The 11909-nt window shown below is 35.6% G+C and carries 12 protein-coding genes; all 12 read right to left on the bottom strand.

From position 1 onward, the window contains the following. Positions 1 to 277: 277 nt before the first annotated feature. Positions 278 to 1420 carry an HAD family hydrolase gene (locus tag B3209_RS04280; RefSeq protein ID WP_296689938.1) on the bottom strand — a complete coding sequence of 381 codons (1143 nt, stop codon included), beginning with the start codon at positions 1418 to 1420 and terminating at the stop codon, positions 278 to 280. A gap of 15 nt (positions 1421 to 1435) precedes the next feature. After that, positions 1436 to 1879 (bottom strand): DUF488 family protein, encoded by a 444-nt coding sequence (locus B3209_RS04275; RefSeq protein ID WP_296689935.1) that lies wholly within the window; start codon positions 1877 to 1879, stop codon positions 1436 to 1438. Next, positions 1872 to 2489, bottom strand: coding sequence for a DUF488 family protein (locus tag B3209_RS04270; RefSeq protein ID WP_296689933.1), 618 nt, complete (start codon positions 2487 to 2489; stop codon positions 1872 to 1874). Before B3209_RS04270 ends, B3209_RS04275 begins: the two co-directional genes overlap by 8 nt. A gap of 15 nt (positions 2490 to 2504) precedes the next feature. Beyond that, positions 2505 to 3125 (bottom strand): dual OB domain-containing protein, encoded by a 621-nt coding sequence (locus tag B3209_RS04265; RefSeq protein WP_296689932.1) that lies wholly within the window; start codon positions 3123 to 3125, stop codon positions 2505 to 2507. 71 nt (positions 3126 to 3196) lie between these two features. After that, positions 3197 to 4075, bottom strand: a complete 879-nt coding sequence (locus B3209_RS04260; RefSeq protein WP_296689930.1) for a glycosyltransferase family 2 protein — start codon at positions 4073 to 4075, stop codon at positions 3197 to 3199. A 12-nt stretch (positions 4076 to 4087) separates the two neighbouring features. Continuing rightward, a complete protein-coding gene (locus B3209_RS04255; RefSeq protein ID WP_296689928.1) occupies positions 4088 to 5125 on the bottom strand; it encodes an EpsG family protein in 1038 nt (345 codons plus the stop codon). Then, positions 5119 to 6204 (bottom strand): glycosyltransferase family 4 protein, encoded by a 1086-nt coding sequence (locus B3209_RS04250; RefSeq protein WP_296689926.1) that lies wholly within the window; start codon positions 6202 to 6204, stop codon positions 5119 to 5121. Before B3209_RS04250 ends, B3209_RS04255 begins: the two co-directional genes overlap by 7 nt. A 160-nt stretch (positions 6205 to 6364) precedes the next feature. Then, positions 6365 to 8326 carry a polysaccharide pyruvyl transferase family protein gene (locus tag B3209_RS04245; RefSeq protein WP_296689925.1) on the bottom strand — a complete coding sequence of 654 codons (1962 nt, stop codon included), beginning with the start codon at positions 8324 to 8326 and terminating at the stop codon, positions 6365 to 6367. A gap of 60 nt (positions 8327 to 8386) precedes the next feature. Then, positions 8387 to 9676 carry an ATP-binding protein gene (locus tag B3209_RS04240; protein ID WP_296689923.1) on the bottom strand — a complete coding sequence of 430 codons (1290 nt, stop codon included), beginning with the start codon at positions 9674 to 9676 and terminating at the stop codon, positions 8387 to 8389. A gap of 234 nt (positions 9677 to 9910) precedes the next feature. Continuing rightward, positions 9911 to 10411 (bottom strand): Coenzyme F420 hydrogenase/dehydrogenase, beta subunit C-terminal domain, encoded by a 501-nt coding sequence (locus B3209_RS11740; RefSeq protein ID WP_349681162.1) that lies wholly within the window; start codon positions 10409 to 10411, stop codon positions 9911 to 9913. A 19-nt stretch (positions 10412 to 10430) separates the two neighbouring features. Then, positions 10431 to 11072 carry a 4Fe-4S dicluster domain-containing protein gene (locus B3209_RS11735; protein ID WP_349681161.1) on the bottom strand — a complete coding sequence of 214 codons (642 nt, stop codon included), beginning with the start codon at positions 11070 to 11072 and terminating at the stop codon, positions 10431 to 10433. Next, on the bottom strand, positions 11065 to 11909 hold an 845-nt coding region (locus B3209_RS04230), incomplete at its 5' end, for a lipopolysaccharide biosynthesis protein (protein ID WP_414718098.1). The genes B3209_RS04230 and B3209_RS11735, both read right to left, overlap by 8 nt.

The raw sequence follows: 11909 nt of genomic DNA, 5'->3' as shown, positions 1-11909 counted from the left end.
CGAAATTCGACCTATTATTTATATTACAAACGTGATAATTCTACATCTACAAAACTCTCTAGATTTTCAACAGAGATTGGAAATCTGTTTGCACCTATTATAGATGCAATGTAGAATAGCACTTAATTTAAAACATAAACATACAAAAGTTGTTGATGAAGTAAATATAGTACGGCAGAACAACCCCAACTCGCTTGAATTTTACATTTCTAAAAATCTTGTGTCTAATCAATACAATATTTTATCAGATTCTACTATACAATCTAGTTTCTCTTCGTTAAGAATCTATTTGCTGTATAATAATTATTGAATACTCTGATTCGCAATGTTTACATATTTCCTTATAAAAGTCTTTTACATCAGGATCTTTTAAAATCGAAAAAACCTGACTATTCTCAACGCCAATCTTGCACAATCTTTGTTTCTGTTTTTCTGTCCATGAATCTATTTTAGAAAGTTCATCTATAACAAAATGAGTTGTTTTAAAATTAAAGCTATTTTCCAACTTATTTATAAGATTATTCTTGTCTCTTTCTTCTTCACTAATCTCTTTATCTGCAAGATTCCTTTCATCAAGACAATCAAAATAAAAATTTTCTAAAATTTCATTTGCTTTTGTCCTGTCAATGATTTTTAAAATCAATTGCTCAAGCTTTGAATTTTCAGAATAATCTGCAGGAGCAAAATATTTTATCCGATTTTCAGAAAGCATTTTAAAAACTTTTGATTTGTCGTTAGTTTCTGCATTATATACACCAATAGAATGTCCTCCGTTCGTATTTACCAGTTTCATGCAAGGTATATCAGTATCACTATCACCAATATAAACCATATTTCTAAACGGAACTCTTAATTCATTTTGCTTAAAAAATGTATTAACCTGCTGATCATTAACATCAAGAACACCTTTCTCTATTCTAAATAAGAATTGCGTTTTATCCGTGTAATTCACAACCTGAGCAGGCCAGATGGCAACTCCATCGCTATCATAATAAAAAGAACTTGCATAAATCTTTTTAAACTTATCAGCAATCACAGTCCCTTCTATCATTTCCTTCAAGCCTGATGATATAATATAATGCTCAACTTCAACACCATGTTCTTCCCCATATTTATTTATTCTTTCGAACCAAGTTTTTACACCAGAGAATAGCTCAACCTTACTACCAAACTCTTTTAAGGTATCCTTATTAAAAACGAATTTTCCATGAGAACCTTTGGACATCATAAACATCCAGGCAAGATTTTGATCCATTTCATTGTCACTTGCCAATTTGTTTGATTCTTTCCAAAAGTTTTCTACATCATAGCCAATTGATTGTATAAAACCTTGTGCTTGCATATCAGTAGGGGATAACGTTTTATCAAAATCATAACAGATTGCCAAAACTATTTTTTTATCATTTTTATCTTCACCCATCTTGATTTTCCTTTCTTAAATTAAATGAACAACAGAAAAACAATTATCAAATTTTTCATTAAGATAATCTGCCGCAAGTCTTCTATGGCAAAATTCTGGACTTTTTTCAGAACATAGCAGCACAGAATCTGCAAGAATTTCTTTAGTTACTACTTTTTCAATTCTACGTCTATGCAGAAGTTCCAAATATCGTATCTCATAATCTTTCCAGGTAATTTTCTTATGCTTGTAGTCATCAAGAATATCTTTAGTCGGCGCAAGTTCGGGGCACCAAATGTACTCCCAGTTCAATATGTTTTTTAGGAAAAACGCCAAATCATTTTTTTTAGTAAATCCTGCCAACTGTGATACATTGTTAAGCCGTACATCAATTATTTTTTTTGCGGCAGTATTTTTCAATTTGTTGAAAAAATATTCCGCAGTTTTTTCTGTATATCCGATTGTGTACAAGTTAAGCATAAATGACAGGCTCCGGTTTTTCAACTCTTGAATATGCGACTTTCTTCCCTAGAATATTATATGCACGCTCTATCAGCATATTTTTGTTTTCAAACAACTCCGGCTGCAAGTTAAGAGCAAGCAAAAGCTCGTTTTCCAAATCTTCTGTAGGCTTACATAAATTTTGACTGAAAATATGGTCTATAGGAATATTCAAAGTTTTTCTTATGCCTCTGGAAACTAAGGAAAACCTATGGCAATCCAAAGGATTGTATTCAGTACACGTCAGTGCTATAGAATAACCTGCGTTCAAGCCATTTTTTATCCGCTCAACTCCTTTATGAAAAATATCAAGTTCCATGACCTTGGTAAAATCAACAGTATTGCCAATGTAGACAGAATCCTCAACACGCCTTGCGCCAAACTCCTCTGCAAACGAACCGTACATAATTCTGTTTTTATGAAGTTCATTTTTTAAGCAATCAGCATTAAACTGAGGAGTAAAATGACTATAAGGAGTTGAACGGACATCGGCAACAACTTGAATCTTATATTTTTTTAGCATGAGAATAAAATCTGAAAGTGACCTTGTAGAACAGCCTATAGTAAACAAATGCCCGTTCTGTTCCATAAATTCCTACCTTCTTCATAATACTGAAGCAACTATTTTATAATGATAACCGTTGAAATTTTCACCAAGACTTATGCACAATGCCTGAACAGAAAAATTTTCTTTAAGCAAAGAATCAAATTTCGGATCTGTGCAAGGCAGGCTATAGTCTATCATATTGTATTTAAAAGAAACATATCTTTTTGTTTTTCCGTCAAACTCATTTATCTCGGATTCCAGCTTTGCGTTTTTTGGTTTTATAAGATAAATTGACTGCGTAATAGTAGAAACATCCTTATCAGGCACGCAATCTCCTTTTCCCCACAAATCATCTGGATTATCAAGAAAACTAGAAATATCATTTATCACAAACGGCTCTACCTGATTTATAGCACCATTTCCTAGAATAACATTTTCCGGCTGACCTAAAATCGGTGATTCCGAATCTATCGGAAAAGAAACAACCTTTAGAGGAATTAAATAATATGATTTTTTATACAAGTCATTATAAAACATAGCCTTTTCATAAGGAATGGCACTGCCGTTTTCATCAGAAACGAATCTGAACCATTTTTTCGAATCAAAATCTTTTGCGACAATGCATCTGCCGCCATGTTTTATAGATGAAGCAAAAACAACACATCTTAATCTTTTCATAAACACTGCTCCTACATATTTATATTATTATGATAAGATAGAAAGTTGCAAAATACAAGAATTTTTTATTTTCACCCTTCCCCATGCAGCTTTTCAAAACTGTCATTTTTCCTTTTTATTCCGTCCAAAAATCCCCAGAAGATATATTTCATGCGCAGCAGACGGTTCGGGAGGAAACAAATGTAAACTAGCGGCATAGGAAACCACATCAGAAGGAAACGGATTTTATACTTTACAGGAACATAACGCCGCCAAAAGATTTTTATTGAGTCACGGAGCTGGTAATATTCGCGCACAGGATGATTTATCCGCAGGTTGAATTTTCCGATTTTCTTCACGCCCTTTCCCAAAGTGTGCGTTAGAGTCATAGCATTGCAAAGAACAATCTTGAAGCCAGTTTTTTTCATCCGCCAGCAGATGTCCCAGTCCGCCATGTCAAGAAAAACTTCCTCGTTCCAAAATCCGATTTTTTTCAGGACTGAATATTTTGTCAGAAGTCCGGAAGTTATCATCGAAGAGACCGTATAGCAGCTGGCAGAAAGAACTTCAATTTTTCGGGGTGCAATAATTTTAGCGGAATTTGTATCAACATACTGAGGGCCGACACAGCCGATTTCATGATTTGAATCAATTTCCTCAAAATTCCGAATCAGAGTCTCAGCGTAACCCTCACAGATTCTTGAGTCCTGATCAAAGAAAAAAATGAAATCCTCATCATCAAACTGGCGGCTTTTCAGCGCGACATTGAACGCCTTTGAAAGCCCGAAATTTTCTCTGTTCGCAATGTAAACGCAGTTTTGGATTTCCGCAAAAATATTCTGATTGTCAGAACAAGGCGTGTTGTCGGAGAGAATCACACAGTCAACCTGAGAAGCAAGAATTTTTATATTCTCTACAATTTTTTCATCCGGATAGAACAATGTTACAAGCGCATAGACTTTTGAACTCATAGAAAACCTCTTTTAAATAGACACAAGCGAATAATAAAAATTATTCAAAAACGACAGCATCAAACAGATGCAGATGACAAAAATGTATCCAACCCATTTTTGTCTGAAAATATTTATAACAAGCGGAAGAAGAAATATTATAGAAGGGCGAAGCATTTCGCTGAATCTTGAAGCCACGATTGGAACACTATTCAAAAGCGGATAAACAGCAATGCTACAGAAAAATATTTTCATAAATATCGGAAAAAATTTGTAAGACATGAATTTTCTTGAATTAAAAGCAAGCAGTAAAAATATAAAAATATTTATAAGCTGATTAACATTGAACAAGTCAAGATTCTGATTCATATCCGAAATAATCGAAAGATAATAGTAGTTGTCTTCCCCTAAAACAAGCAGAAAAAGCTTTATAAAATTTATATTCAAAAAAGCTGAGAAATATATAACAACCAGAGCTAATATCCAAAAAGCAGGATTAAAAGACTTTTTCCTGAAAAAAAGAAAAACAAAAAATGCAGCGGAACTTTTATGAAAACATACAGCAATAGAAATAAGAAGAATATATATAAAATATTTTCTCTCAACAAGAAATCTGATTGAAAAGAGAAAAATCGCAATTGCGCAGCTTATTCGTATCTGCACAGTATCGTGCAGAGCAAAGGAAGTTGAAATGTATGTTATAAGAGAAAGCAAAGGATATGTTGAAATTTTATCAATTGTATAAACTTTCAGCGTAATGCTGGTGAGCGAATAAAAAAGAAGAAAAATGAAAAAAGTCGGACTGAAAAATCTGATGACTTTTGCCATAATCTCAAAACGGTTTTCAATTACTTTATCCGCATGATTGAAGAAATCAAAATAATTATGGTAATCAGCAAGACCTGCCGCATCCGCCCAGAAAAAACGAGAAAGCGCAAAACATAATATAGGAACAAGAAAGAACACAAACGCAGAAAAAGAAAAACGCAATGTTCTTTTATAGTTTTCCTGAACGACAGTCAGAAAAATTCCCATCGCTGTGCAGAACACAAAAATCAGACTTTTTAACATTCTTCTATCACCTTCTGGAATTTTTCAACGGCACTTTCCCAGTTGAATTTCTTTATATTTTCGTTGCCGATTTTTGCAAGCCGAATCCGAAGCTCATTGTCAGAAATCAGTTTAATAATATTTTCCGCCAAAGCCTTATAGTCAAAAACCGGGGAAAGAAGTCCAGTCTCGCCATCAGCCACCATTGAAGAAAAACCGCCGTTGTCAGTGCAGGCAACAGCGCAGCCGCAAATCATAGATTCTGCAACTGTAAGACCAAAACCTTCTGTGGAACTTGCCGCAATATATATGGAAGAATCATTGTAAATCTTATTGTGAAGTTCTTTAGAAGGGCTTTTATAATAAGTAAACCACTCTGGAAAGTTTCCCGGATTATTGAAAACTCCAAAAATAGAAACGTGAATCTGCGGAAACTTGCTGTGAACAATTTCAAGAGCCTTTACAGAATCCTCAAAGCGTTTTTCTGGACGTGTGTGGTACATAAGGCTTATTTCATAAGGATTCCGCTCTTCAATTTTTTGAGAAAGCGTAAAATATGAAAAATCCAATCCGTTGTAAATGAGCATGGCATCTTCGCCTGCACTCCGAACTTTTTCCAAAAGCCACGGTGTTATGACAACTTTTTTCATAGGAAATCTATAGCTTTCAAAAACTTGGGTTTCGGAAAATGGAGGCCATTTTTCGAAACCCTGTATCAGATAGATACAGGACTTCGAAATGTCGAGACTTAAGTCGTGCAAAGCAAACGCGCTGTCAATAAAAGTTGCGACAAGCACATCATAATTATTAAAAATTTTCCTGCTGTAAGAAAAAGAGAATTCCTCTTTTACATTTTTTAATGGAAACCACCGCTGCCGATAAAGTTTTAGAATTTTCAGAGGTAGGTATGCAAGAAGTTTCTTTATCCGCACAAGTAAAGAAAAATGCATTCTTTTTGTCATAAAAAGCGGATAGAAAACAGAAACCTTATATCCAAACGCAGACAAACGGTTCGCATACTCATAGGCGATTTTATACCCGCCGACAGCACCGTGAGAAAGACCGGGCATTATAAAGCAGATTGATTTTTTTGGATTCATATTCAGCCTCCGTAATTATGAGTTATAAACAGAACAAAACTTTCTGAATCTGAAAATAATTCTTTTATATCTCTTTTCTTAAACTTACAAAGCAAACAATATTTTATTCTTAAAAGATGATATTTTATAAACCTGCAGATATGTTTCAAAAAATTCATTTTCATCCTCTATATGGAATATCAGATTTCAATAAATCTCTGTGTAAATTCTTGCAAAATCCAATACCATTCAAAAGACAAACCTGATTAGCAGAAAGTTTTGCTAATTCATCATTACAAGGTCCAAGCGTAATATTTCCTAGCCATGGATATCTTTTTTCGTCTTCAACAGGTAATTTTTCTTTTTCAATTTTCACTTCACAGTAAGGAATAAACAAATTCTTTCCGCATCTAGCATTTTTTTGAGTTCTTTCTACATTTTCTATAACAATTCGCCACTCCTGCTCATCTTTAAAACTTTCATGTTTGAAATAAGTAGAAAACTTCAATAATTTTGGTATAATGCTATAAGTTTGAGTATTTTCAGACTTAATGGAATCTATCAATTTTTGAATTTCAAGAATTTGTTCATTTTTACTATATATACATTTTTTCAATTCAATATTATTTTGATTACATTCATTTAATCTTTTTAATAAATAATAAGAATTGAATTCTATGCACATACCAGAAGCATTATCCCCATATAATCTCCATTGATTTAAATCATCTTCTTTTTCTGAAAAAGAAATCACATAATAGCCAAAACCTTCAAAATGCTTGTAAAAATCGTTAAAATCGAATGTTTCTTTTTTTAGTTTCTCTTTTACATCAGAATTTTTTTCTAAAGACAATAATTCTTCAAATATTTCATAAGGAATCTTACTTTCTTTACTATCATTCATAAATAAAATTTCAGAAGCCCAAAGAGTTTTATTTTTAATAATACCTAGAAATCCTGTTTTCGATGTGTAATGATACAATTTATCAGGTACTGCTGTTTTTTCCATAATAATCCTCCGAAAATCTTTATTATTAATATTAGAAAATACATTACTTTCATAATCATTTTCCAAAAACTCAAATCCATTTTTAATCCATCTGTCTTTAATTCCAAAAAGTCTGAACAGATTTTCTATCCGCTCATTCATAGAGAAAACTTTTCCTATTAATGGAACAACTCCAAATTTCTTCTTAAAAATCAAACTGAAAACGCAGCAATGAAAGCTGTTCGTAACAACATATTCCGCATTGTCTACCAGATAAAGCCATTCAGGAATTGTCGCGAATGTTTTTGTGTAACTGTCGATTTTCGAGTTTCCAGTTACGTAAATTACATCAAGATTTTTTTCAGCAGCAAAATCATAAACGTTATCAATATCAAAATCGCAGGCATTACTGAGCATGTAAAGCAAAAGATAAGGCCTATAAGGAACATTGATTTTATTTTCACTGTAGATTTTTCTGTAATCTTCTGCACTTAAAAGCAACGTCGGATCTGGAACAAGTTCAGCATTCTCATATCCGCATTTCCTGCATAGCTCTATTCCGACTTTTTCACGCACTGAAACATAGTCAAATTTTGCAATAAGAGGACGGATTTCTTCTATAATGTCAGGATGTAAATCTGAACAGCTCCAGCTTGCAGCATAGCTCATTCGCTTTGTTTCAGATTTTCCAAAATCAAGAAAATAGGCATATATAAGATTTCTGCATTTTTTTACATTCTTGCAAAAACTGAAATTCCAGACCTGATCACTTCCCGCAATATAGACATCAGCTTCTGGAGGATTTTCTTTCAGTTCCGAATATGAACTATATATTTTTTCTGATTGGACAATATATTTGTTTCGAAAATCAATAAAATGCCGGTCGTGAAGTTTCGCTTCCACAATGGATTTTCTTGAATTAACTCTATAGTTTAAATATTTGAAAAGCAGGATTGGATTCAATGCCTTCAACAGTCGAATAAAAAAAGGAGTTCTTGCAAAATCATTCTGCGAGTTGTATCGAATCAGAAAGGCATCGTGTCCTGCGTCACGCAGATATTTCTGAAGCGCATAGCATTGCAAAAGCTGCCCATAATTGTCGTTTGACCACCAGAAAGTAAGAATTCCGACTTTTAGTTTTTTTGTTCCAGCCATCTTATTCTGGCTGAAAAGAGAATTGATTTTATCTGATTTCTATTTTTGAATTTTGTCTTTCTAAAACAATTTTTTGTCCAGCAGAAAATCTGTGATTCCGATGTTCAGAACGCCGTCTTCATCATACCAGCGTTTTCTTATGTCGCCGCGCACAATTATTTTCGGGAATGAGTCTCCTGTGAGCGAAAAGGGCTTGAGTTCTGACGCAGTCTTCTCTTCGGTCTGCAACGCAAAAGCCGACTGGATATAAACTTTCTTTCCGCCTTTTGAAGCCACAAAGTCAATCTCGCGCGGAACACGCACAGAATTTTTATTCTGGTTCAGCTCCCTTGAATACACAACGCCCACATCAACAAGAAATCCGCGAATTTTAAGTTCATTATAAACCACATTTTCCATGATATGCGTCATCTCCTGCTGCCTGAATCCAATTCTCGCATTTCTTAAGCCCACATCCTCGCAGTAAAATTTGCTTGGAAAATCAAAATAGGACCTTCCGCGCACATCATAACGCTTAGCCTCGGAAATCAGGAACGCATCCTCAAGGTGCTTTATGTATGTAGAAACAGTAACGTCCGAAACTTCAGTTTTCTCTTTTGAGCGGAGTGTGTCAGCAATTTTTTTAGGATTTGTAAGAGAGCCGACAGAAGAGCAGATTAAATTCAGAATCTTGGAAAGCACATCCTCGCGCTCAATTTTTTTACGCTCAACAATATCTTTTATGTAAACCTCAGAAAAAAGCGTGGAAAGATACTCCATTTTTCCCGCTTCATCACTCTTGGAAAGCACAAAAGGAAGCCCGCCGTAAAAACAGAATTCCTCAAACGCATCGGATTTTTCGCCGTCATACACCGACAAGAATTCTGCAAAGCTTAACGGGTGAACCCTTATTTCATCGCTGCGCCCGCGGAATTCTGTAAGAATATCTGATGAAAGCATTTTTGAGTTTGAGCCTGTAACGTAAACATCAAGATTCTGATACTCACGGAAATCATTCAGAACATCATAAAAAGTGATTTTTTTGCCTTCTGGATTGTAAGGATTCTTAACTTCGTCTGAAAGCTGAATCTCATCGATAAAAAGATAAAACTTTTCCGACTTGCCCTGAATTCTGCTGACAACAAAGGAGGAAAGCTCAAGCGGATTTCTAAATCGTATGTCGCGAAGCAAATCAAGCTCAATAGAGATGATGTTCTCTGGCTTCGCTCCTTTTTCAAGCAGATAATTCTTGAACAGGACGTGCAAAAGATAAGACTTTCCGCATCTTCTGATTCCAGTTATGACTTTTACCTGCCCGTTCCACATAGACGAAACAAGTCTGTCCAGATACAAATCACGCTTAATTTCCATAGCAGAGTTCCTATTAAAAAGTTCGGCCCATAAAGGCGCTACTTTTTAATAAAAAATATCATTTTTTACAAATATGCTCAATACGGTAAAACGGTAAAAAATTTATGCAAAAATCAAGACCTTGGCTCAGCCGTCTTTTGTTTTTTGATAAACTCCAAATCAAAAATAGAAATGTCAAAGAACATATAAAACAACAGGAAAATACCGTTGTCTTATAAAAAATCAATTGTCTTTTCAGCGCGCCTCCTTTTTATTTTTTATATTTCGGATATGCCATAAACATCTTGCTGCAAAACGTTTCGTTTTCATAAAAAAAGAGTCCTTTCCAAATTTTCTGTACAACTCATTAATTTCTGTTCTTTCAAGATTTTTAAAGAACACATTTCTCTTTTTAGGGCGCTTCTTACTTTCAAAATATGCAGGATTGAACTTTACAGCCTGACTAAAATCAGTTTCTTTTATGCAGCAAGAGTTCTTTATTGAATCAACCAGTCTTTTTCCTTTTTCAGTTTGAACAATTACAAGGCTTGTCCCTTTGTCGTCAAAGAATTCTTTTTCAAGGTTTTCAACTCCCCAAAAATCCGCAAGCGTTATATCTGACTTGCGGCTATTTCCGCGGAATGAGCATTCATAGCAACTTTCGCGAAGTCCATTATCTTTTAAGAAAAGCTGCATATATTTATCTTTTGTCAAAGTCTGCCTGTATTCACTGCCATTCGCGAAAGTGAATGACAATGAATACAGCTTCCAGCCGTCATTCTTCCGCCTGAAAGCTGTTTTCACAATCCGCGAAGCGGAATTTTATATACTTTTGCCAGAGTGCGGGGCTTGGAACTCCGTGGCAGATAACGTCAACGGTAAAAAGATTCTCATAGTCCTTTTTTAGGAACGCCTTTAATCCGGCAATCTGGCACGGTGTTCCTGTGTAAAGGACCTTTCTCCCGTCATCAAGAAATTTTCTGCATTCCAAAAAACTGCTTTCCGTGCGGCTCTGCAGATACTTTGATCCGCGGAATCTCTCAAGTCCGCAAACGGAATCAGTCCAGCCGTGCATTACAGAAAAATCACTGTCAAATTCCGCACCGAAAACAACGCCTCCCACAGCTATCACTTTTTCAGCAAGAACCGTGAACATTCCGCCGGAAGAACTTTCAAGACGAATTTTCTCGTCATTGCAGATTGCCGCATACGCTTTTCTTTCTGAAAAATCAGTTGAACTTCTTACGTTCAGAACCGGGCAAGTTTTCTCGCAAACCCTACACTCAACGCAAAGAGAAGAATCAACTTCAGGGTACAAGAAGCCCTCATCATTCGGTGTCATCGAGATTGCGGATTTAGGACAAATCTGTCCGCAGGCGCCACAGCCGGAGCATTTTACAGAAGGAAGACTAGGCATCAAAAAACCTCCTTCGCATCATATTCAAGACAGAAACACGTTCTGATTTATTCATTCCGACAAACAAGATGGATGCTGAAGCAAAGGTGACGGACAAGAAGACAACGCCAATAAAATTCATAATTTCACCTTTAATGAAATAGCGAGCAGCAGTAGGAACAACCGCAGACAGAACTGCGACGGCAAAAATCGGCAGGCACACGCTCATCAAGAAACTTCGTATAGAAAAGCCTGTCAAAACTTTTACAATAAAAAGACGCACAACAAACGCAATAAAAGTTATACAGATTGCAGCGACAAGAACACTGTATGCAGGAAGCCCGCATTTCAGGCACACATAGCTTGCAGGAAGATTCATAAGCAGGATTCCGCCCACAGAACTCTGATAAAGCTTTATTTTTCCAGTCGCCTGCGCAAGCGTCATGATTGGATAGCTCACAGAATCAACCAAAGCATCAATCAGAACAAGGCGTGCAAAAAGCACGGCATTTTCAGGAGGATTTTTAAGCCAAACTTTTAAAACAAACGGCATTTCAAGCAAAAGCGGAAGCGTAAAAATGTACATCAGAAAGAATGTCATCCTGCAGCCACGGAAAGTCAGCGAAAGACATTCCTCTTTTTCTTCCGCGGCATAAGTCTTTATAATCTGAGGACGTATCGCTGTTGAGAAATTCTGGCTGAAACTTGTTACCGCCGCGCTTACCTGCGAAGCTATCGCCCTGGCAGCATTCACAAGTGAACCGAAAAACTGGTTCAGAAGAATATTCACAATCTGATTTTTGAATACACCAACAGAGCTTCCGAAGAGATTCCATCCGACATAGCTGAACATCCCGG

Source organism: Treponema sp. UBA6852 (assembly GCA_002449305.1).
Taxonomy (GTDB): domain Bacteria; phylum Spirochaetota; class Spirochaetia; order Treponematales; family Treponemataceae; genus Treponema_D.
This window is presented reverse-complemented; position numbering and strand designations above follow the sequence as displayed.

What these genes read in the sequence shown, in the direction of transcription:
- B3209_RS04270 (WP_296689933.1), bottom strand. Translation starts at nt 2,489, where the DNA reads ATGGAACAGAACGGGCATTTGTTTACTATAGGCTGTTCTACAAGGTCA.
- B3209_RS04265 (WP_296689932.1), bottom strand. Translation starts at nt 3,125, where the DNA reads ATGAAAAGATTAAGATGTGTTGTTTTTGCTTCATCTATAAAACATGGC.
- B3209_RS04260 (WP_296689930.1), bottom strand. Translation starts at nt 4,075, where the DNA reads ATGAGTTCAAAAGTCTATGCGCTTGTAACATTGTTCTATCCGGATGAA.
- B3209_RS04240 (WP_296689923.1), bottom strand. Translation starts at nt 9,676, where the DNA reads ATGGAAATTAAGCGTGATTTGTATCTGGACAGACTTGTTTCGTCTATG.
- B3209_RS11735 (WP_349681161.1), bottom strand. Translation starts at nt 11,072, where the DNA reads ATGCCTAGTCTTCCTTCTGTAAAATGCTCCGGCTGTGGCGCCTGCGGA.
- B3209_RS04245 (WP_296689925.1), bottom strand. Translation starts at nt 8,326, where the DNA reads ATGGCTGGAACAAAAAAACTAAAAGTCGGAATTCTTACTTTCTGGTGG.
- B3209_RS04275 (WP_296689935.1), bottom strand. Translation starts at nt 1,879, where the DNA reads ATGCTTAACTTGTACACAATCGGATATACAGAAAAAACTGCGGAATAT.
- B3209_RS04255 (WP_296689928.1), bottom strand. Translation starts at nt 5,125, where the DNA reads ATGTTAAAAAGTCTGATTTTTGTGTTCTGCACAGCGATGGGAATTTTT.
- B3209_RS04250 (WP_296689926.1), bottom strand. Translation starts at nt 6,204, where the DNA reads ATGAATCCAAAAAAATCAATCTGCTTTATAATGCCCGGTCTTTCTCAC.
- B3209_RS04280 (WP_296689938.1), bottom strand. Translation starts at nt 1,420, where the DNA reads ATGGGTGAAGATAAAAATGATAAAAAAATAGTTTTGGCAATCTGTTAT.